This window comes from Saliniramus fredricksonii, assembly GCF_900094735.1.
GTDB lineage: Bacteria > Pseudomonadota > Alphaproteobacteria > Rhizobiales > Beijerinckiaceae > Saliniramus > Saliniramus fredricksonii.
In genome coordinates this window covers 1197972-1220110 of sequence record NZ_FMBM01000001.1, presented here as the reverse complement: position 1 = coordinate 1220110, position 22139 = coordinate 1197972, and the positions used below count along the sequence as shown (strand labels likewise).

Annotated in this window: 17 protein-coding genes and 2 tRNA genes; 11 read left to right on the top strand and 8 right to left on the bottom strand. The window is 65.4% G+C overall.

Features of this window, described 5'->3' with window-relative positions; genetic code table 11:
- Positions 1-110: 110 nt before the first annotated feature.
- The 3 genes from pncB to eno form a co-directional block, all read right to left on the bottom strand.
- Positions 111-1406 carry a nicotinate phosphoribosyltransferase gene (pncB, locus tag GA0071312_RS05570; protein WP_074443916.1) on the bottom strand — a complete coding sequence of 432 codons (1296 nt, stop codon included), beginning with the start codon at positions 1404-1406 and terminating at the stop codon, positions 111-113.
- A gap of 95 nt (positions 1407-1501) precedes the next feature.
- Positions 1502-3916, bottom strand: coding sequence for a Tex family protein (locus GA0071312_RS05565; RefSeq protein WP_074444259.1), 2415 nt, complete (start codon positions 3914-3916; stop codon positions 1502-1504).
- A gap of 78 nt (positions 3917-3994) precedes the next feature.
- Complete coding sequence (gene eno / locus GA0071312_RS05560) at positions 3995-5278, bottom strand: phosphopyruvate hydratase (RefSeq protein ID WP_074443915.1); 1284 nt, start codon at positions 5276-5278, stop codon at positions 3995-3997.
- Between the two features lie 155 nt (positions 5279-5433).
- On the opposite strand from eno, the gene queF reads away from it, so the two are divergent.
- A complete protein-coding gene (gene queF / locus GA0071312_RS05555) occupies positions 5434-5886 on the top strand; it encodes a preQ(1) synthase (RefSeq protein ID WP_074443914.1) in 453 nt (150 codons plus the stop codon).
- A 3-nt stretch (positions 5887-5889) separates the two neighbouring features.
- Here queF and GA0071312_RS05550 read toward each other — a convergent pair whose 3' ends face one another.
- From GA0071312_RS05550 to GA0071312_RS05540, 3 genes are all read right to left on the bottom strand, one after another.
- The gene (locus GA0071312_RS05550) at positions 5890-7089 is read right to left on the bottom strand and encodes an MFS transporter (RefSeq protein ID WP_074443913.1); all 1200 of its coding nucleotides are present in this window, start codon (positions 7087-7089) and stop codon (positions 5890-5892) included.
- 131 nt (positions 7090-7220) lie between these two features.
- Positions 7221-8078 carry a 3-deoxy-8-phosphooctulonate synthase gene (kdsA, locus tag GA0071312_RS05545; protein ID WP_074443912.1) on the bottom strand — a complete coding sequence of 286 codons (858 nt, stop codon included), beginning with the start codon at positions 8076-8078 and terminating at the stop codon, positions 7221-7223.
- Between the two features lie 63 nt (positions 8079-8141).
- Positions 8142-8543 (bottom strand): DUF350 domain-containing protein, encoded by a 402-nt coding sequence (locus GA0071312_RS05540; protein ID WP_074443911.1) that lies wholly within the window; start codon positions 8541-8543, stop codon positions 8142-8144.
- 301 nt (positions 8544-8844) lie between these two features.
- On the opposite strand from GA0071312_RS05540, the gene GA0071312_RS05535 reads away from it, so the two are divergent.
- On the top strand, positions 8845-9777 hold the full coding sequence (locus GA0071312_RS05535) for a tetratricopeptide repeat protein (RefSeq protein ID WP_238947103.1): 933 nt from the start codon (positions 8845-8847) through the stop codon (positions 9775-9777).
- Between the two features lie 182 nt (positions 9778-9959).
- On the opposite strand, the gene tesB is transcribed toward GA0071312_RS05535, so the two are convergent.
- Positions 9960-10850: an acyl-CoA thioesterase II gene (tesB, locus tag GA0071312_RS05530; RefSeq protein WP_074443910.1), complete on the bottom strand. Its 891-nt coding sequence runs from the start codon at positions 10848-10850 to the stop codon at positions 9960-9962.
- Between the two features lie 143 nt (positions 10851-10993).
- Here tesB and GA0071312_RS05525 point away from each other — a divergent pair, with 143 nt between their 5' ends.
- Positions 10994-12310: a ubiquinone biosynthesis hydroxylase gene (locus GA0071312_RS05525; RefSeq protein ID WP_083204392.1), complete on the top strand. Its 1317-nt coding sequence runs from the start codon at positions 10994-10996 to the stop codon at positions 12308-12310.
- A 125-nt stretch (positions 12311-12435) separates the two neighbouring features.
- Positions 12436-13554 (top strand): serine hydrolase domain-containing protein, encoded by a 1119-nt coding sequence (locus GA0071312_RS05520; RefSeq protein WP_074443909.1) that lies wholly within the window; start codon positions 12436-12438, stop codon positions 13552-13554.
- 75 nt (positions 13555-13629) lie between these two features.
- Here GA0071312_RS05520 and recA read toward each other — a convergent pair whose 3' ends face one another.
- On the bottom strand, positions 13630-14721 hold the full coding sequence (recA, locus tag GA0071312_RS05515; protein WP_074444256.1) for a recombinase RecA: 1092 nt from the start codon (positions 14719-14721) through the stop codon (positions 13630-13632).
- Between the two features lie 311 nt (positions 14722-15032).
- Between recA and GA0071312_RS05510 the strand changes: the two genes are divergently transcribed.
- The 7 genes from GA0071312_RS05510 (at position 15033) to GA0071312_RS05480 (ending at position 21964) form a co-directional block, all read left to right on the top strand.
- Positions 15033-15839 (top strand): RNA methyltransferase, encoded by an 807-nt coding sequence (locus GA0071312_RS05510; protein WP_074443908.1) that lies wholly within the window; start codon positions 15033-15035, stop codon positions 15837-15839.
- Between the two features lie 81 nt (positions 15840-15920).
- Positions 15921-15998, top strand: a tRNA-Pro gene (locus GA0071312_RS05505).
- A gap of 49 nt (positions 15999-16047) precedes the next feature.
- A complete protein-coding gene (locus GA0071312_RS05500; protein WP_131817717.1) occupies positions 16048-16287 on the top strand; it encodes a hypothetical protein in 240 nt (79 codons plus the stop codon).
- Positions 16284-18974 (top strand): cation-translocating P-type ATPase, encoded by a 2691-nt coding sequence (locus GA0071312_RS05495; protein ID WP_074443906.1) that lies wholly within the window; start codon positions 16284-16286, stop codon positions 18972-18974. Before GA0071312_RS05500 ends, GA0071312_RS05495 begins: the two co-directional genes overlap by 4 nt.
- A gap of 94 nt (positions 18975-19068) precedes the next feature.
- Positions 19069-19146: transfer RNA gene (locus tag GA0071312_RS05490), tRNA-Pro, on the top strand.
- Positions 19147-19644: 498 nt separating this feature from the next.
- Complete coding sequence (locus tag GA0071312_RS05485) at positions 19645-20256, top strand: hypothetical protein (protein ID WP_074443905.1); 612 nt, start codon at positions 19645-19647, stop codon at positions 20254-20256.
- A gap of 22 nt (positions 20257-20278) precedes the next feature.
- Entirely contained in the window at positions 20279-21964 is a 1686-nt protein-coding gene (locus tag GA0071312_RS05480; protein WP_074443904.1) for a methyl-accepting chemotaxis protein, read from the top strand.
- Positions 21965-22139 lie beyond the last annotated feature (175 nt).

Here is a 22139-nt window from a genome sequence, read left to right as displayed (position 1 = left end):
GCCTGACGCCGTGTCGGCTTCGTGCGGATCAGCACTCACGCAAAGCGCTTGTGCAATTTATCGCACATATTTAACCGCCATCTCGCGGGCGGGCCAACCTCGGCGCCGCTTCACACCAGAACCGGCTGCGCCGCCTGCTCCTCGATGCCGAAGACGCGCCGGTAGCGTTCGACCTCCTCCGGAGGCCCCACCGCCTTGGTCGGATTGTCGGAGAGCTTCACCGCCGGGCGTCCGTTCACGGCGACGACCTTGCACACCACGGAGATCGGATCGAGTTCCTCACCCTTGACGAAACCGCGGAAATCGTTGGTCAGCAGCGTGCCCCAGCCGAAGCCGAGGCGCATGCGCCCGTGGAAATGGCCGTAGATGCGCCGGATGCTCTCGACATCGAGCCCGTCGGAAAAAATGGCGAGCTTTTGCTTCGGATCCTGCCCGCGCGCGCGCCACCAGCGGATCGCCTCCTCGCCGCCGACGATCGGCTCCTTCGAATCGACGCGGATGCCGGTCCATTGCGAGACCCAGTCCGGCGCGTCGGCGAGGAAATTGGTGGTGCCGTAGGTATCGGGCAGGATGACGCGCAGATTGCCGTCGTAATCCTGCTGCCAGTCGGCCAGCACCGCATAGGGGGCGCGCTTCATCGCCGCCTCGTCATCGGCGACGAGGGCGGTGTAGACCATCGGCAGTTCATGCGCATTGGTGCCCACCGCCTCGACCTCGGCGCGCAGGGCCATCAGGCAGTTCGAGGTGCCGAGAAACGAATCACCCAGGCCTTCGATCATCGCCTGCACGCACCAGTCCTGCCACATGAAGCTGTGGCGGCGGCGTGTGCCAAAATCGGCGATCGAAACCCCCGGCAGCGCCTTCAATGCCTGCACCTTCTCCCAGACGCGCGCCATGGCGCGGGCATAGAGCACCTGCAACTCGAACTTGCCCATGGTCCGGGTGACGTTGCGCGAGCGCAATTCGTTGAGGATGGCGAGCGCCGGGATCTCCCACATGGTCGTCTCGATCCACGGCCCCTCGAAGGTCAGGACATACTGCCCGTCATGCTTTTCGAGATTGTATTCCGGGAAACGGAATTCCTCGAGCCAGATGATGAATTCCGGCGAGAACATCTGCCGCTTGCCGTAGAAGGTATTACCGCGCAGCCAGGTCGATTCGCCGCGCGAGAGCCGCAGCGTGCGCACATGGTCGAGCTGCTCGCGCAACTCGCCCTCGTCGATGAGTTCGGCCAGACGCACAGAGGAGGTCCGGTTGGTGATGCCGAAAGTGACCGCGACGTCGCGATAGCGCCGGAAGATCGTCTGCGCCATCAGGAGTTTGTAGAAATCCGTATCGAGCACCGAACGCACGATCGGATCGATCTTCCAGTTGTGATTATAGACGCGCGTGGCGATATCCACCATCGCTCCCTCTCCCCCGGCGACGGGCCGCTCCCGCCAAACGGGAGCGACCATAGACCACGTGTCGTGTCTGTGAAAGCCGCAGGTTTGCGCGCGTATCAGCGACGCGGCGGCTTTTTCGCATCATAGCCGGCGCGTTTGAGCGCTTCACCGAGCGCACCTGAACCCGCACCCGCACCGCGACCGCCACCATCGCGCTTGTTCGCATCGCGGCCCTTGGGACCGGGAGCGTCGGACTGTTGTCTGTCGGCACGCGGTTTGTCGGCACGAGAATTGTCCGTGCTGGCCCGCCCCACCGGCTTCGTGCCGATCTCGTCATCGAGGCGCATGGAGAGCGCGATGCGTTTGCGCGGCAGATCGACCTCCATCACCTTCACCCGCACCACGTCCCCGGGTTTGGCGATGCTGCGCGGATCGCGCACGAAGGTCTTCGCCATGGCCGAGACATGCACCAGCCCGTCCTGGTGCACGCCGATATCGACGAAGGCGCCGAAGGCCGCGACATTGGTCACGACACCTTCGAGCACCATGCCGGGCTTGAGATCATTGAGCGTCTCGACGCCCTCCTCGAAACGTGCCGTCCTGAATTCCGGGCGCGGATCGCGGCCCGGCTTTTCAAGCTCGGCGAGGATATCGGCCACCGTGGGCACACCGAACGCGTCGTCGGTAAACTGCTCGGGCCGCAATCCGCGCAGCGTCGCCGCATCGCCGATCAGATCGCGCAGATCCTTGCCCGTGCCCTTGATGATGCGCGCGACCACCGGATAGGCCTCCGGATGCACGCCCGAGGCATCGAGCGGATTGTCGCCGCCATGGATGCGCAGGAACCCGGCGCATTGCTCGAAGGTCTTGCGCCCCAGCCCCGCCACCTTCAACAGCGCCTTGCGCGCGCCAAACCGCCCATGCGCATCGCGATGCGCGACGATGGCGCGGGCCACGCTCTCGCCCACGCCGGCGACCCGTGCGAGCAGCGGCGCGGAGGCGGTGTTGACCTCGACACCCACCGCATTCACGCAATCCTCCACCACCGCATCGAGGGAGCGCGAGAGCTTGTGCTCGGCGAGATCGTGCTGGTACTGCCCGACGCCGATGGATTTCGGATCGATCTTGACGAGTTCCGCCAAGGGATCCTGCAGCCTGCGCGCGATCGAAACGGCGCCCCGCAGCGAGACATCGAGATCGGGCAATTCGCGGCTGGCATAGGCGGAAGCCGAATAGACCGAGGCGCCGGCTTCCGAGACGACGATCTTCGTGAGCTTGCGCCCCTTCATGCCGGCGACGAGTTCACCCGCGAGCTTGTCGGTCTCGCGCGAGGCGGTGCCGTTGCCGATGGCGATGAGGCTGACACCATGCGCCTCGACCAGCCGTGACAGGCTCGCCAGCGCGGCATCCCAGCGCTTTTGCGGCTCGTGCGGATAGACCGTATCCGTCGCCACCACCTTGCCGGTGGCGTCGACCACGGCGACCTTGACGCCGGTGCGATAGGCCGGATCGAGCCCCATCGTCACCCGCGCACCGGCAGGCGCGGCGAGCAACAGGTCGCGCAGGTTCTCCGCGAAGACGCGCACGCCCGCATCCTCGGCGGCGCTCCACAGGCGCTGGCGCAGATCAAGCTCGATGGAGAGCGAGAGCCTGGTGCGCCAGGCCCAGCCGATCGCCTGCATGCACCAGTCATCACCGGGACGCCCCGCGTCGCGGATGCCGCAATGACGGGCGATGACGAGCGCCATCGGCCCGATCCGCCCCACCACCTCCTCCGCGCTCTCGCGCAGGGCGAGATCGAGCACCTCCTCCTTCTCGCCGCGATAGAGCGCGAGCACGCGATGCGCCGGCAGTTTCGCAAGCGGCTGGGCATAATCGAAATAATCCGAGAATTTCGCCCCGCTCTGTTCCTTGCCCGCGCGCACCTTCGCGGTGAGCACGCCTTCCACCCAATAGCGCTCGCGCAGTTTCCCGATAAGCTCGGCATCTTCCGACAGACGCTCGGCAATGATCGCGCGCGCGCCCTCCAACGCGGCCTTTGCGTCGGCGACGCCCCTGGCCTCGTCGACATAAGCCGCCGCGCGCATTTGCGGATCCTGCGACGGGTCGCCCCAGAGCGCATCGGCCAGCGGTTCGAGCCCGGCCTCGCGGGCGATCTGCGCCTTGGTGCGGCGCCTGGGCTTGAAGGGGAGATAGAGATCCTCCAGCCGCGCCTTGGTCTCCGCCTCGAGGAGGCGCGCGCGCAAGGCGTCGTCGAGCTTGCCCTGCTCATTGATGCTCTCGAGGATGGCCGCGCGGCGCTTTTCGAGATCGCGCAGATAGGCCAGCCGCTCGTCGAGATCGCGCAGCTGCGCATCGTCGAGCCCGCCCGTCGCCTCCTTGCGGTAGCGCGCGATGAAGGGGATGGTGGAGCCCTCGTCGACCAGCGCCACCGCCGCGCTCACCTGTTCGGGCCGCACCCCGAGTTCCTGTGCGATGCGACGGGCGATCACGGCATTCGTATCCCCGGCGGGTTCGGTGGCGGCGCGCATCGTCACGATCATCTCCCTGAAACGAAAACGCTGCGCGACGGGGCCGCGCAGCATGCGATTATGCGAACCGGACGCGGCTCAGCGCTTGATGCGCAGGGCGTCGTGGCCGGCATAGACGGCCTGGCCGCCGAGTTGCTCCTCGATACGGATCAGCTGGTTGTACTTGGCGAGCCGGTCGGAGCGCGCCAGCGAGCCGGTCTTGATCTGTCCGCAATTGGTCGCCACGGCGAGATCGGCGATGGTGGCATCCTCGGTCTCGCCGGAACGGTGCGACATCACCGCCGTGTAGCGCGCGCGGTGCGCCATGTCGACGGCAGCCAGCGTCTCGGTCAGCGTGCCGATCTGGTTGACCTTGACGAGGATGGAATTGCCCACGCCCATCTCGATGCCGCGCGAGAGGCGCTCGATATTGGTCACGAACAGATCGTCACCCACGAGCTGGCAGCGCTCGCCGATCGCCTCGGTCACGGCCTTCCAGCCCTCCCAGTCATCCTCGGACATGCCGTCCTCGATGGAGGCGATGGGATAATCGCCCACGAGCCTGGCGAGATAGGCCGCCTGCTCCGCACCGGTGCGGCTGACCCCCTCGCCTTCATAGACGTATTGGCCGTCCTTGAAGAACTCGGTCGCGGCGCAATCGAGGGCGATCATCATGTCGTCGCCCGGCTTGAAGCCGGCCTTCTCGATCGCCATCATGACGAAATCGAGCGCGGCCTCGGCGCTGGGCAGGTTTGGCGCGAAGCCGCCCTCATCGCCGACATTCGTATTGTGGCCGGCCTGCTTGAGCTCCTTCTTGAGCGTGTGGAAGATCTCCGCCCCCATGCGCACCGCTTCCGACAGGCTCGGCGCGCCCACGGGCATGACCATGAATTCCTGGAAGTCGATCGGGTTGTCGGCATGCGCGCCGCCATTGACGATGTTCATCATCGGCACCGGCAGGACCCGCGCCTGCGCCCCGCCGACATAGCGATAGAGCGGCAGGCCGGTCGCCTCCGCCGCCGCCTTGGCGACCGCGAGCGAGACGCCGAGGATGGCGTTGGCGCCGAGCCGTTCCTTGTTGGGCGTGCCGTCGAGATCGATCATGGCCTCGTCCACGCCGATCTGGTCTTCGGCATCCATGCCGACCACCGCATCGAGGATCTCTGTATTCACCCCATCCACGGCGCGGGTGACGCCCTTGCCCAGATAACGCGAGGCATCGCCGTCACGCAGTTCCACCGCCTCGAAGGCGCCGGTCGAGGCGCCCGAGGGCACGGCAGCACGGCCCATCGATCCGTCTTCGAGGAAGACATCCACCTCGACAGTGGGATTGCCGCGGCTGTCGAGAATCTGACGGGCGATGAGATCGACAATGGCTGTCATGGGCCTGCTCCAATCAATGAGGGTGGCGAATGTTGATCGCGCTTTTAGGCGATGTTGCACGAGACGGAAAGGCGTGATCGCGGCGTAACGCCCGATTGACGCGTCGCGATCCACACGTCATAGGCGCTCGACAACGCTTCAGGAGCGATACCGGCATGATCGACAACAGCAATCTGCAACTCGGCCAGAGCGCCGATATTCCCGCGACCCCGGAGGAAGCCCGGCTCGACCGGGTGCCCAATCCGCATTCCGCCGGCGAATACGTGGCGCGCTTCACCTGCCCGGAATTCACCTCGATCTGCCCGGTTACCGGCCAGCCGGATTTCGCGATTCTGGTGATCGACTACGTGCCGGGCCAATGGCTGGTCGAATCGAAATCGCTCAAGCTCTATCTGACGAGCTTTCGCAACCACGGCGCCTTCCACGAGGATTGCACCGTCGCCATCGGCAAGCGCCTGGCTGAGCTGCTCGAACCCGTCTACATGCGCATCGGCGGCTACTGGTATCCGCGCGGCGGCATTCCCATCGACGTGTTCTGGCAAACGGGCGAGATGCCGAAAAACATCTGGCTGCCCGATCAGGGCGTCGCGCCTTATCGCGCGCGCTGAGAGTCAGGCTGCAGCCGGCTGCGGCGCGGTGCGCGCGAGCACCCAGGCGGCGAAGAGGCCCAGCGCGAAGATCACGCAGGCCAGGATGATCAGCGTCGCCGGGGTGCCGAAGAGGCGTGTGCCCAGGCTCACCACGACCGGACCCGTGGCATTGCCGAGGAAGAACGAGCAGGCATGCAGCGCCACCGCCGAGCCGCGCGCATCAGCGGAAAGCTCCGTCACCTGCGTCTGGAAGGAATTGTGCAGGAGATAAAAGCCGAGCCCGAGCAGGAGCAGCGCCCCGGCAATGAGCCGCCAGTCGCCGAGGAAGGCAACCGCGATCAGCGCCATGGCCGAGAAGAAGCCGCCCGTCACCAGCATGCGATACATGCCGAGCCGGCGCAGCAGCAGGCCGACCACGGCGGAATAGATCAGCCCGCCAATGGCGAATCCGGCCAGCGCGATCCCCGCCTCCGCCGCGCCACCGGCCTCGCGCGCCACCAGGATCGGCGCGATGAAGGGCAGAACCCCCATGATGCAGATGCCTTCGACGAAGACGAGGGCGAACAAGGCCCGGGCGCGTGGTTTTGCGACGAGCCCGCGATAGCGCGCCATCGCCACGGCGAAGGAGAATGGCGGGCGCACAAGGTTGGACGGCTTGAGCGCGACGGTCATGGCGACGAACGCGATGGCGGTGATGGCGGCAGCCAGATGAAACACCCCGCGCCAGCCCAGATGCTCGGCGAGCAATCCGGCCAGCGAGGAGCCCGCCATCTGGCCGAGGATCACCGCCACGAGAAAACGGCTGATCGCGACCTGACGCGTCTCCATGCCCACGCGATCGCCGATCACCGCGAGCGCGAGCGGGATGATCCCGCCCGCCGCCATGCCCGTGATCACGCGCATCACGAAGAGTGAACGCTCACCGGGCATGAAGGCGGAGGCGATCAGAGCCGCGATCAGCACCGCGAGGCAGAAGCGCATCACCCTGAGCTTGCCCAGCGAATCGCCGAACGGGCCGAGCACGGGCTGGATCAGCGCATAGGGCAGCGCGAAAGCCGTCGCGAGCAGGGCGATGGCCTGGACGCTGGCGCCGAGATCATCGGCGATCACATTGACCAGCGGATCGGCGATCCGCCCGGCAAAGGTGCTGGCAAAGCCGGCAATCGCCAGGATCAGGATGGTGGCGCGCACCGCATGCGCATCAGATGTCGTTGCTGTCATCCCGCATACCCCGCGCGGCGCATCCGCGCAGCGTCAATCTAGAACGGCCAGGCGCTGGCTGCCCGTGCAGGCGGACCCGATGCATCCGGCACAACTGCCCGAACGGCTCCCGGAGCACCTCGAATCAGGCCTCAGATCAGGCTCTTGGCCACCGCATCAATGCGCATCAGCCCCGCGATCAGCGCCTCGAACTCGACGAGCGGCACCATGTTGGGGCCATCCGACAGGGCGCGATCGGGGTCGGGATGCGTCTCGATGAACAGACCGGCGACACCCACCGCGACGGCGGCGCGCGCGAGCACCGGCACGAATTCGCGCTGCCCACCCGAGGTCGCCCCCTGTCCGCCGGGCTGCTGCACGGAATGGGTCGCGTCGAAAATCACCGGCGCGCCGGTCTGCTGCGCCATGATGGGCAGGCCGCGCATGTCGGAGACCAGGGTATTGTAGCCGAAAGAGGCGCCGCGCTCGGTGAGCATCACGTTGGGATTGCCCGCGCCCGTCACCTTGGCCGCGACATTGGCCATGTCCCAAGGCGCGAGGAACTGGCCCTTCTTCACGTTGACGACACGCCCGGTTTGCGCTGCGGTGATCAGCAGATCAGTCTGGCGGCAGAGGAAGGCGGGGATCTGGAGGATATCGACAACCTCGCCCACCGGGGCGCATTGGTTCGCCTCGTGGATATCGGTGACGACGGGCAGGCCGAGGCTCTCGCGGATCTCGGCGAAGATCGGCAGGGCGGCTGCGAGCCCGACGCCGCGCCCGCTCTCGATCGAGGTGCGGTTGGCCTTGTCGAAGGAGGATTTGTAGACGAGGCCGATACCCAGCCGCTCGGCGATCTCCTTGAGCGCCTGCGCGGTCTCCAGCGCATGCGCGCGGCTCTCCATGGCACAGGGCCCGGCCATGATGGCGATGGGCAGGGCATTGCCGAAACGCACCGGGCGCGCGGCATCGAGGCTGACGACGGAATTGGCTTTGACGGGTTTGCTCATGCGCGGTCTTTCGGATCGGACAGGGGGCAGGCATCCTGCAACGTCATCTGCGACGGTTTCATATCAGAAAGTCATGGCGGAGGCGTTGAGGATTCCGGCTGCGAGCGAGATCGCACCCAGAAACAGGGCCGCCGCCATTTCTCCGGCGGCGATGCGCTGCGAGAGATTGGGAATGATCAGCCGCACCATGACATAGACCGCGATCTGCACGATCATCGCGATCAGCCCCCAGATCACGAGATCGATGACGGTCACCGCATAGACCACTGCGCTCGACAGCGGCAGGGCGAAACCAATCAGGCTCAGCCCCAGTGCGACAGCCGCCGAGACCACGTTCCGGCGAATCAGCGCGAATTCGTTATGCGCAGTGGCGAAGGTATAGATCACCAGATAAAGCACTGTCAGCGCCACGGAAATCGCGAAGAAAAGCAGAAAATCCGGCAGATTGGCAATCGAGGCGAACATGGCGGGCCTCCCTCCCCCTATGGACAGTTTCCATCGCTCTTACACGCCCATGCCCGGAAATGCGACGGTCAATCCGTCAAGGGACCGGTGTGGCAGGGTGGCACGCCCTCAAAACGCCCGAATCACGTTGCCTGCCTCATGCGGCGCACAACACGCACCGGCTGGACGTGTGCGCTCATGCGCAGCGCGGGGTAGCTCACTCCGCTTCGGCTGTGTAAGGTTTACGCAACAGGTTGATGTGATAGGTCAACGCGTGATCCGAATGCCGCACGCATGCGGAGCGCGCAGGATGGACCGGGCGATGACGGAGTTCGAGGACATGATCGGCAAGAGCACGAGCCCTACCGGCAGCGAGGCGACCAGCAGCGCGAGGCGCCGGGGGGCGCATCTGCTCATGCTCGCGGCGATCGGACTGAGCCTCTCCGCCTGCGAAACCATGAACAGGATGAGCGCGGTGCAATCGGTCGCCGTGCTCGATACCAGCGATACCGAAACCGCACGCGCCAATATCGCTTCGCTCTCCGAAGTGATCGAACGCAATCCGGACGACCCGACAGCCTACAATACGCGCGGCGCCGCTTACGCCCGGATCGGCGCATTTCGCGAGGCGATGGCCGATTTCGAACGCGCGATCGAGCTCGATCCCCGCTATGCGCCGGCCCATACCAATCGCGGCCTCGCCAACCGCCAGATCGGGGAAGAGCAAAGCGCGCTCACCGATTTCAACCGCGCCCTCGCGGCGGATGAAGATTACGTGCCGGCCTTGATCGCACGGGCCAATCTGCTGCGCGTGCAGGGCCAGAGCGATCGCGCCCTGGCCGATCTCGACCGCGCACTTCGCCTGAACCCGGAATCGGCGCAGGCCCTGCATTCGCGCGGCCTCGTCTATCAGCGCTTGAACGATCACCGCGAGGCGGTGCTCGATTTCGACGCCGCGATCGCACGCAATCCCTATGTCGCAGCCCCCTACAACGCACGCGGTCAGAGCCTCGTGGCGCGCGGCGAGTACGAGAAGGCGATCGAGGATTTCAATGCCTCGCTCAATGTCAGCAACAACAATGCCGATGCCTGGGCCTGGCGCGGTGTCGCCCTTGAACGCTCCGGCGATGCGCAGGAAGCACAGACCAGCTATCAACGCGCCATCGGCATCGACAGCAGCAACAGCGTGGCAAATGAGGGGCTGGAGCGGGTGCGGCGTCAAGCGAGCGCCGGCGGCGGATTGTTCCGGCGATAGAGTATCATTCCGTCAGGTGGATGCCGGCTGACGGAAAAAATGATGCGGCGAACCCGAGATCGGGAACGCGGCGGTCACGTCACCGCAAGCAAGCCCCTGCGGATCAGAATGTCGGTCAGCCGGGCGCAGGCAGCGCCCGGTTTCTTCTTGCCCTGCTTTGATTGTGCGACGGTGCCGGGATCCTATGCCTCCCGCCCCGCGTCACGCACCAGCCCTTCCTGCGCCACCGAGGCGACGAGCCGGCCTTCGCGGGTATAGATCGCCCCGCGCGAAAAACCACGCGCACCGCTCGCATTGGGACTGTCCTGCGCATAGAGCAGCCATTCATCGGCACGCAATGGACGGTGCAGCCACAGTGCATGGTCGAGGCTCGCGGCGCGGATCGCACGGTCGAACACGGTCCGGCCATGGGCGATCAGGGACGAATCGAGCAGGGTCAGGTCCGAGGCATAGGCGAGGACGCAATTATGGATGACGGGATCATCCGGGAGCCGCGCCTTGGCCTTCATCCAGACATGGAAACGCGGCGGGCGCGGGGTGCCGTCATAGCGATCGAATTCGACGGGACGCAGATCGATCGGGCGCTCGCGCTCGAAATAGCGACGCACGGTTTCGGGCATCCGGGCGAGCATTTCCGGCGCGAAACCGCCGGTACCGGCGAGGGTCTCGGGCATGGGCACATCCGGCATCGCAGCCGCATGATCGAATCCCGGCTCATCGATCTGGAAGGAGGCCGCCATGGTGAAGATCGGCTGGCCGTTCTGTATCGCGGTGACGCGGCGCGTGGTGAAGGAGCGCCCGTCGCGCATGCGGTCGACCTCGTAGATGATCGGGATGTCCGGCGCGCCGGGCAGAAGGAAATAGGCATGCAGGGAATGCGGCCGGCGCCCCTCCACCGTGCGACAGGCTGCCACCAGCGCCTGGCCGATCACCTGCCCGCCGAAAACCCGCTGCCACCCGGTCCGGGGGCTGCGACCGCGAAACAGATTGCGCTCGAGTTGTTCGAGGTCGAGTATCGCCACGAGATCGTCGAGAGCGGTCGATTGCGCTTCTGGGTTCTTCTGACCGGACATCGGAAAGCCTTTCGGAAGTGTCTGGCGACGAATCACCTGCGACATTGCGGGAGGCGCCCGCGATTGCGTCGCCTCGCTGCCGCAGGCATAGGGTAGCGTGTTTGCGCACGCGTCAAGCGCGGGAAACGGCTGGAGTGAGCGGGATGGCGGAAAACAAGGCACGGCGCAAGCGGCGATCCGACAAGGCGGCAAACGGCATTCGCACCACCCTCGCCGGGCACCGGCATGTACTGATCGCGGGAAGCGGCATTGCCGGCCTCAGCCTCGCCCTCGCCCTCTCCCGCGCCTGTCCGGAGCAGCTGGAGGTCACGGTCTGCGACCCCGCCCTCCCGGCGCCGGGCATGCCCGATGCACGCGCCGACGACGAACGCGCCTATGCCGTCGCTGCAGCGGGCCGGCGCATGTTCGAGGCGCTCGGCATCTGGGGGCAGATCGCCGGTGAGGCGCAACCGATGCGCGACATGGTGATCACCGACAGTCATCTCGCAGACCCGGTTCGCCCCGCCTTTCTGAATTTCGACGGCGAGATCGCCCCCGGCGAGGCGTTTGCACATATGGTGCCCGCACGCGCCCTGCTGGCAGCCCTGCTGCCGGCCTGCCGCGAGGCGGGGGTCGATCTGCGCCGTGTCGCCGTGCGCCGCTTCACAGCCGATACGGCGGGTGGCGCGGCCATGCTCTCCGATGGCGAAAGGCTGCCGGTCAACCTTTGCGTCGCCGCCGACGGGGCGAAATCGCGGCTGCGCGAGGCTGCGGGGATCGGCTGGGTCGGCTGGTCCTATCCGCAGGTGGGCATCGTCGCGACGATCGGCCATGAGCGCGATCACGGCGGGCGTGCCATCGAGCATTTCCTGCCATCCGGGCCCTTCGCGCTGCTGCCCCTGACGCCGGGCGGCACGCTTGGGCATCGCTCCTCCATCGTCTGGACCGAGCGGCGTGACATTGCCCGGGCCCTGCTCGCACGCGAAGATGGGGAAATCAGCGACGAAGTCGCGCGGCGCTTCGGACTGGAACTCGGCGCGATTGTGCTGGAGACGCCTCTGCGTTCCTTTCCGCTGTCCTTCGGCATCGCCCGCGAATTTGCCGCGAGCCGTCTGGCGCTGATCGGCGATGCGGCGCATGTCATTCATCCGATCGCCGGGCAGGGCCTCAATCTCGGCCTCAAGGACGTGGCCGCGCTCGCCGAATGCATCGCCGACGCGACCCGGCTCGGCATGGATCCCGGCGGCGCCGACGTGCTCACCGGCTACAGTCGCGCGCGGCGCTTCGACACGGTGGCAATGGCCGCCGTCACGGATGGGCTCAACCGGTTGTTTTCCAACGATATCGAGCCGATCCGGATGCTGCGGGACTTCGGCCTCGGACTGGTCGAGCGCCTGCCGCCGCTCAAGCGTTATTTCATCCGCGAGGCCTCGGGTCTGCGCGGCGATGGTCCGCGTCTGTTACGGGGAGAGCAACTGTAGCGCGCGCAGGGGATGATGTGTGAAAGCGCCAACGCGCCCTGCGCATTGCCGGTACTGGCATTGATGGCTCAGGCCGTGATGATGGCCGGCATCAGGTTTGCTTTTCGCGCGAGGTTTTCACGATCATGTCACGCTATCATCCGCCCGCAGAGGGTGCCTGGGCGCGGATTGATGCACGCGAGGCCGGGTTCGACCCGGCCGCGCTGGAGCGGGTTGCGGCCTATCATTCTGCACATGAATCGGAATGGCCGCGCAGCATGTATCACCCCGATGGTGAATATGTCGGTACGGCCTATATTGACGAGAAACCGCCCTACAACACCGTGATCGGACCGGTGAAGGAACGCGGGCCGCCTGCCGGCATGTTGCTCAAGGGTGGTTGGATCGTCGAAGAATGGGGCGATATCGACCGCCCGGACATGACATTCTCCGTCGCCAAGAGCTTTCTCGGCGTGCTCGCCGGGCTCGCCGTGGCGCGGGGGCTGATCCGTTCGATCGACGACCATGTGGCGGATTACGCTCTGGATGACGGGTTTGCCGGCCCGCATAACGCGCAGATCACCTGGCGCCACCTGCTCCAGCAGACCAGCGAATGGGAGGGCACGCTCTGGGACAAGCCCGATTCCGTTGACCGCAACCGTCAGGCCGGGCCCGGCGCAGACAATGCCGCCAAGGGCGATGATCGGACCTTGCGATCTCCCGGGACGCATTGGGAGTACAACGACGTGCGCGTCAACCGCCTGAGCCTGTCCCTGATGCAGGCTTTCCGGCAGCCTCTGCCGGAAGTGCTCGCGGCTGCGATCATGAATCCGGTCGGCGCACGCGACTGGGTCTGGCACGGCTATGAAAATTCCACGGTGGAGATCGACGGACGCGCGATGCAATCGGTCTCCGGCGGCAGCCACTGGGGGGGAGGCTTCCAGATCCCGACCACGGCGCTCGCGCGATTCGGACTGCTGGTCGCACGCGAGGGCCTCTGGCAGGATAGACAACTGATCCCGGAAACATGGATCACGCAGATGCTGACGCCATGTCCGGTGCACCCGGTCTACGGATTCATGTGGTGGCTGAATACCGATGGTGCGCTGTATCCCTCCGCACCGCATGATTCGGTCTTCGCGCTGGGTGCAGGCAACAACGTCATCTGGATCGACCGCGCAAATGACCTCGTCATGGTCGCGCGCTGGGTGCACAAGGCCCATATCGACGGACTGATCGCCGCCGTGCGTGAGGCGATGCGCTGAGTGGGGGGTGGTAGGCCGGCCCCTCAATCGGGTCCCGCGCGGACAGCGCCCGCACGAGACCCGGATTGCGGAGAATCACGCCTCGCCTTCGTCCAGATCCTCGGCGCTCGGCACCGCCTCGTCGAGGATGCGTTCGGCCAGCACGCCGGAATTCTGGCGGATGGTCGCCTCGATCTTTGCGGCGGTTTCCGGGTTTTCCTTGAGGAATGTCTTGGCGTTCTCACGCCCCTGCCCGAGCCGCTGGCTATCGTATGAGAACCAGGAACCGGACTTGTCGACGATGCCGCCCTTGACGCCGAGATCGACGAGTTCGCCGACCTTGGAGATCCCCTCGCCATACATGATGTCGAATTCGACCTGCTTGAAGGGCGGGGCGACCTTGTTCTTGACCACCTTGACGCGGACATTGTTGCCGATCGCCTCGTCGCGATCCTTCAGCGTCGAGATGCGGCGGATGTCGAGGCGCACGGAGGCATAGAATTTCAGGGCGTTGCCACCCGTCGTCGTCTCCGGGCTGCCATACATCACACCGATCTTCATGCGGATCTGGTTGATGAAGATCACCATCGTCTTCGAGCGGTTGATCGAGCCGGTGAGCTTGCGCAGGGCCTGCGACATCAGGCGCGCCTGCAGGCCGGGCTGGACATCGCCCATATCGCCCTCGATCTCGGCACGCGGCGTCAGCGCCGCAACCGAATCAACGACGAGCACATCCACCGCACCCGAACGCACCAGCGTATCGGCGATCTCGAGCGCCTGCTCGCCGGTATCTGGCTGCGAGATCAGCAGATCGTCCAGATTGACGCCGAGCTTGCGGGCATAGATCGGATCGAGCGCGTGCTCGGCATCAACGAAGGCACAGACACCGCCTTTCTTCTGGGCCTCTGCGATCGTATGCAGGGCCAGCGTCGTCTTGCCCGATGATTCCGGCCCGTAGATCTCGATGACGCGCCCGCGCGGCAGGCCGCCGACGCCGAGCGCAATGTCGAGACCCAGCGACCCGGTCGAGACCGTTTCGATCTCGACGGGCTGCTGGCCCTTGCCCATGCGCATGATCGAGCCCTTGCCGAATGCGCGTTCAATCTGGGAAAGCGCCGCGTCGAGCGCCTTCGTTTTATCTTTATCCATGGAAGAACCTTCCACCAGCCTCAATGCGGACTGAACCATGACGGGCATTCCTTATTGCATGGGTGAGCCAATGAACTCAACGCGCGTTTCGATTTAATGTACCAGCTATGTTCCGTCTGACAAGAAAAAAGAACATTCATCAAACATTTTCATTTTTCGATTTATATATCAGTGGCATGACATGCAGGGGCAAACCCCGCCCGGCCCGCCTCCACCCCGGACTGGCTGCCTGTGGCGCGCCGTCTTCTCCACAGGAAATCACGCACCCGCGACGCTAGGCAGAGCGGCTTTGCTGGTCTAGACAATGCTGGCGCTGGCGCTGCCGGCGGCGCGACGGGAGAGGACGGGAAATGTCTGGAACGAATCGCAGCATCACCTTCGAATCGGGACAGGGCCCGATCGTGGTGCTGGTGGAGCCGCAACTGGGCGAGAATATCGGCATGGCCGCCCGCGCCATGGCGAATTTCGGGCTCACCGAGATGCGCCTCGTCGCGCCACGCGACGGCTGGCCGAGCGAGAAGGCGCGCGCCACCTCCTCCGGCGCGCTGCATATCGTCGACGCCGCGCAGGTCTTCGACGACGTCACCGCCGCGCTTCACGACGTCACCCTCGCCTTCGCCACCACGGCCCGCGAGCGCGGCCAGATGAAGCGCGTGCTCTCGCCGCAGGAAAGCATGCGCGAGGCCGTTGCCGAGTTTTCCGCCGGCGGGCGTGTCGCGATCCTGTTCGGGCGCGAGCGCTCGGGCCTCGACAATGACGAGATTTCCCTGTGTGACGCGATCACGACCTTCCCGGTCAATCCCGCCTTCGCCTCGCTCAACATCGCCCAGGCGGTGCTTCTGACGGGCTACGAATGGTTTCGCACCGCCCATGGCGAAGCCCTGCCCTTCGCCGGCGAGATCCGCTCGCCACGCGCACCGCGCGCCATGGCGGCCTCGTTTTTCGATTATCTCGAAGAGGAACTCGACCGGGTCGAATTCTTCCCGCCCGACAAGCGCCCCTCGATGATGCGCAACCTGCGCGACGTCTTCCTGCGCCGCGATCTCACCGAGCAGGATGTGCGCACCCTGCGCGGCGCCATGCGCGCCCTGATCCTGCGCCGCCGCCGCGACGAAGCGCAGGGCCGCGACGAGGCCCCGGCGCCGGACGAGGCGTGATCGATTTCCCGACCGTGCCGGGCGACAAAAGGCTTGCGCTCGCGCATCGGGACGGTTAGATCACCTCCACCCGAGAGGTCACGGAGCGTAGCGCAGCCCGGTTAGCGCACCAGTCTGGGGGACTGGGGGTCGCAGGTTCAAATCCTGCCGCTCCGACCATTCAAGCTTCCGACAATCCAGCGATTTTACAATTTTGGCGGATGCCATCGTGGAACTGATCGTGACCGGTCGGCGCTGTGAAGGCACCGATGACGCGGTTTCACCATTGCTGAAAATGGTCGGGCTGGACCGGGCTTCAGCGCCGCCGCGTCCGGCGCGGGTGAGGAATGATCTGCCCGCATGCGATGCCGGGACCGAACCGGATCAGATCTTGAACGTTGCCAACGGCAAATTCTACTCTTGTCGAACGGCCCGCCTCGGCCCTCCCCAAGCCGGAGAATATTCATGACCAAACACCATGTTCGGAGCGTCGAAGAAACGCTTGAGGATCTGTCCGTCGATCCGGAGCGCGGCCTTGGCGAGGCGGAGGTGCGGCAGCGGCGCGGGGAACATGGTCGGAATCGTCTTGGCGAGGCGGAACGGGTCAGCCCCTGGAAGATCCTCGCGGACCAGTTCAGGAACCTCGTCATCGGCATCCTGGCCGTCGCGGCGATCGTGTCCTTCGCGATGGGCGAGATCGTGCAGATGGCGGCGATCCTCGCTGCGATCGTGATCAATGCTGCCATCGGCTTCTTCACCGAATGGAAGGCCGTCCGGTCGATGGAGGCGCTGCGCAGCCTCGGTGCCGTGCAGGCGAGGGTGACGCGCGACGGGTCGAGCATGACTGTCGATTCCGAGGATCTCGTGCCCGGGGATGTGGTGCTGCTCGACGCCGGCGATGTCGTCACGGCCGATCTGCGGCTGGTTGAGGCGAACGGTCTGACCTGCGACGAATCCTCGCTGACCGGCGAGTCGGTGCCGGTGACCAAGACCACGGAGCCGGTGGAGGAGGAAACGCCGCTGGCCGAACGCACGTCGATGGCCTTCAAGGGCACCGCAGTGACGGGCGGCAGCGGCGCGGGCGTGGTCGTGGCCATCGGCATGCAGACCGAACTGGGCGGAATCGCGCGCATGACCTCGGAGGCCAGCGAAGAGGTAACGCCGCTCGAAAAGCGGCTGGACCGGCTGGCGCGCAATCTGGTGGTGGTCACGCTGATCGTGGCGACGGCGGTCGCCGCCCTTGGCTGGCTGGGCGGCAAGGATCTCGTCTCCATGCTCGAGACGGCGGTGGCGCTTGCAGTGGCCGCCGTGCCAGAGGGCCTGCCGATCGTGGCGACCGTCGCGCTGGCGCGCGGCATGTGGCGCATGGCGCGGCGCAACGCGCTGGTCGAGCGGCTGGCGGCGGTCGAGACGCTGGGCTCGACCAGCGTGATTTTCGCCGACAAGACCGGAACGCTGACGCAGAACCGGATGCGCGTGGCGCGGTTGGCGCTGCCGGGGCAGGACGAAGAGTTGCACTGGGAGGGGGACGCGCACCCCGAAGCGCCCCCGCCCTTGGCGTGCCGGCTGCTGGAGGTCGCCGCGCTGTGCAACAATGCCGAGCTTGAGCAGGCGGATGGCGATAATGGTGAGCACCCGGCCGGCACCGGCGATCCGATGGAGATCGCACTGCTTCATGCCGCCGCGGCCGCCGGCCTCGCGCGGGACCGTCTCCTCGACGATCAGCCCGAAGAGCGCGAGGAAAGCTTCGACGCCGATACCAAGATGATGGCGACGTTTCACGCGCGGGGCGGCGGCTTCCGCATTGCCGTCAAGGGAGCGCCAGAGGCGGTACTGGATGTCGTCACGCAGGTCGCGACCGAAGAGGGTGAGCGTGAGGGTGAGGCCGGGGCGCTGTCGGACGCAGCCCGCAAGGACTGGGAGGCGCGGATCGAGACGCTGGCCGCCAAGGGCTACCGCGTGCTCGCCTTCGCAGAACGACAGTCCGACAGCGCCGAGGCTGATCCCTACGAAGGCCTCACCCTTCTCGGCCTTGTGGGTCTGGAGGACCCGCCGCGCGACGACGTGCCCGACGCCATCGAGCGGTGCCGAAGGGCCGGCATCCGCGTCATCATGGTCACCGGCGACCAGCCGGTGACGGCTGCCGCAATCGCCGAACAGGTCGGACTTGCCGAAAAGCCGAAGGCGATCGTGGGCCGTGACCTGCCGAAGCTGGGCGACGGGGCGCAGGCGGATGCCCATGACGGGCTGCGCGACAATCACGTCTTCGCCCGCGTCTCCCCGGAACAGAAACTCGACCTGATCCGCCTCTGGCAGGAGGCAGGCGCAGTTGTCGCGATGACCGGCGATGGCGTGAACGATGCGCCCGCCCTCAAGAAGGCCGATGTCGGCATCGCCATGGGCAAACGCGGGACCGATGTCGCCCGCGAGGCAGCGGACATCGTGCTCAAGGACGACGCCTTTCCCACGATCGTGATGGCCATCGAACAGGGACGCACGATCTTCGAGAACATCCGCCGGTTCATCATCTATCTGCTCTCCGGCAATCTCGGCCAGGTTCTGGCGGTCGGTCTGTGCGCCGTTGCCGGCGCGCCCCTTCCTCTGCTGCCGCTCCAGATCCTCTACATCAACCTCGTGCTTGACGTGTTCCCCGCGCTCGCCCTCGGCGTGGGCGAAAGTCCGGAGGGCATCATGGACCGCAAGCCGCGAGACCCCAAGGAACCCGTTCTGACCCAAGGGCACTGGACCGCGACCGCGCTTTGGGGCGCCCTGATCGCGGCATCGGTCATGACAGTCTTCTTCGTCGCGCTGGCGCAAGACATGGGACAGGACGCGGCGGTGACGATCGGATTTCTGAGCTTCGCCCTGGCACGGCTCTGGCACGTCTTCAACATGCGCGACGCCGGATCCGGACTTTTTGCCAACGAGGTCGTGCGCAACCGTTGGGTCTGGTACGCGATCGGGATTTGTCTCGTCCTGACTGCGGCCGCCGCATGGCTGCCTGGCATGAGCACGCTTCTCGAGGTCGTGCCGCTGGATTTCTTCGGCTGGATGCTGGTCCTGAGTGGCAGCCTCGCTCCCCTGCTCATCGGGCAGGCGGCGCTGGGCCTGTGGCGCCGCTCGGGATGCGGCGAGACCACGTGCAAAAAGGAATGAGGCTTGAGTTGCGCGCGCCCTCGTTCGCTTGCTCTGGCACGCCCGCGCCTGCTCGCGCATCGGGGCGGTCAGATCCCCTCCACCCGCGAGGTCACGGAGCGTAGCGCAGCCCGGTTGGCGGACCAGTCCGGGGGACTGGGGGTCGCAGGTTCAAATCCTGCCGCTCCGACCATTCACCAGCACGGTTCTGTCCGGATTCCGCGTTTGTCAAACCAACAGTCGCAATGGCTCACTGCGCCGCCTCCCGATCATCCGGCAAGCGGGTCGCTGAAAATGATCTTCGGGTCAGACAAGCGTCTTTTTCCGCTTTTTTTTCTGAATGCCTGGATCGCAATTCTGCTTCTTGCAAACCACAAATATGTGCACCGGCTTTGTCTGTCGCCAGTCGATTTGCAGATCCGGGGAAAATCGCGGCACGATAAGGCCGTTTTTCCGGTATTTCCCCATTAGGGGATCATGTTTTCTATTATGAAATATCAATTTCATATCAAAATACGCTGACTTGCAATTATGGATTATATAATTGCAATAGATACGTCGTATTGACCGACATCTTCCTTTCAAAATTATGGCTTTCCGGATGCTTTTATTTGGCAGAATAAGATACTTAACTATTTTTTATCGTCCCCTTCCCAAGATGTCGCAGAGTTTCGACATCCGGAGACAATCAATGCGTTGGAACGTCCTCGCCGCCTTCGCCATGAGCGCCATGGCGCCTTTCCCAGCCGTTGCACAGGGCACACCACCCGATGCGGCACGGCTGATCGACTCGGTCGTGATTGCCGATGTCCGCAACTGGCTCGAAACGGAAATCGTGCGCCTGTCCGTGCAGAGTCAGAACGCCCGTCACGTCGATGTGGATTCCGCCCGGATCGAGGCCCTTGATCAGCAATGGGTCGCCGAGCGCGCTGCCGTAGACAAGCCGCTGATCGCGGCGACACTGTCGTCGCCCCTGTCCGTCTATCTTACCCGTGTGCAGGCACAGGCGCAGGGGCTCTATTACGAAGTCTTCGTGACGGATGACAAAGGCCTCAATGTCGGCCAGAGCGCGATCACATCCGATTACTGGCAGGGCGACGAGGCGAAGTTTCAAAAGACCTTTCCGATCAGCGCGGACGCCGTCTTCATCGACGAGGCCGAGTGGGACGGGGAGCTGAAGATCTGGCGTGCCCAGCTCAATCTGACGATCGCGGATGAAGGCGGAAACCAGGCCATCGGCGCCGCCACCATCGAAATCAACCTGACCGAGCTGATGCGGCGCCAGGCCGTCATCGGCGGCTGAACCAGCCGAGGGGCATGTCGTGATGTTCAATAATCTCTCCGTCACCAGGAAAGGCCTCGCCGCCTTCCTCGGCCTCGCGCTCGTCGGCGTCATCGCCGGTATCGTCTCATTCGATCGTGCAAGTGTCGCGGAACGCGCCATCATGCAGGCAACGCAGGCAAACAATCTGCTGGTCGAGGGGCGCACCGTCGAGGGAGCCATCATGAGCCAGGCTTTCTCCCTGCAAGGCTTCGTTCTGACCGGCGACCGCCGTCGCCTGGCTGCCTTCGAAGCCGGCGTGCCCGAGATCCAGGCCGGCTTCGAAGCACTCGGCGAAGGGGCGCAGGCACTCGATCCGCAGCTCGCCGAACCGGTGACGCAGGCGAAGGCCAGCTGGGATTCCTGGCGCGAGAACTATGTCGCCCCGCAAATCGAGCGCATGCGCGATCCGATGACGGTCGATCTCGCGCGCGCAGTCGCCGGTTCCGTCGATGCCGAGGCGCGTTTCGAGCAGATGCGCACGGATGTCGGCATGGTCGAGGCGGAAATCGCCTCCGTCAGCGCCACACTCGTCGAAGCCCAGCAGCGCGCACTTGCGGTCGTCAAGGGAATGGGAATCGGCGCGTCCTTGCTGATTGCCCTCGTCGCGATCGGCTTTGCCTATCTCAACTTCGCGACGATCTCGCGTCCGCTTGCGCGCCTCGCCGATACCACCCAGCGCCTCGCTGACGGTGATCTCGACGCAAGACCCGATGTCAGCGCACGCAGTGACGAGATCGGCATGATGAGCAAGGCGCTCCAGGTCTTCCGCGAAAACCTCGAGCGCACGCGCGTCCTCGAAGCCGAGACGGGCGAACAGCGTGCGGCGGCAGAGCGGGCGCGGCGTGAGGAAATGGAGCGTCTCGCCCGCGAATTCGAGGCCTCGGTGCTGCAGCTCTCCGACGAGATGCAGGCGGAGACGGCACGGCTCGGGGAAGCATCGGCAGCGCTTTCCGAAATCGCGGCAAGGACGACGGAGCAGGCGATCGGCGCCTCCACGGCCTCGGAGGAGACCTCGGTCAATGTGCGCAGCGTCGCCAGCGCTGCGGAAGAGATGTCGGCCTCGATCGGCGAGATCACCAGCCAGGTCAACGCGTCTTCTGAAATGGCGGTCGGTGCGGCAGACGATGTCGCGCGCTCGACTGCCGCCGTATCGAACCTCAACGGCGTGGTCGAGCGTGTCGGCGACGTCACCCGGCTGATCTCCGAGATCGCGGCCCAGACGAACCTGCTCGCACTGAACGCCACCATCGAGGCTGCGCGGGCAGGCGAGGCCGGAAAGGGCTTCGCGGTCGTCGCCGCGGAGGTGAAGTCCCTCGCCGACCAGACCGGCAAGGCGACCGAGGACATTGCGCGTCAGATCGATGACATGCGCGAAGCGGCCCAGGCTTCGATGCAGGCAGCATCGGCCGTCGCAGACAAGGTGAACGCCATCACCGAGCGCATGAACGCCGTCGCAGCCGCCGCCGAGCAGCAGAACGCCACCACCGGCGAGATCGCGCGCAATGTCTCCGAAGCCGCGACCGGCACCCAGGATGTCAGCCGCGCGATCACCGAGGTGAGCGGTCAGGCGAGCCGCACCGGTGAGCTTTCTGCGACCGTGCAGAACTCCACCGAGTCGATGACGATCCGGTCGCGCACCCTGCGCGAAGCGATGGACGGCTTTCTGGCGAATATCCGCGCCGCCTGAACCCGACGTCACCGCGTGTCGGCAACAGCATCTGGATGCCGGCAAGACCAGCCACCTCCGGTACCGCCGGAGGTGGTCTTTTCGGCTCAGCGGCATGCATTCCAGATGACACGGATTGGCAGGAACGCCCGCATTGCCGGTGACAGACGAATTCCCGCTGGCGGCAGACGACGAC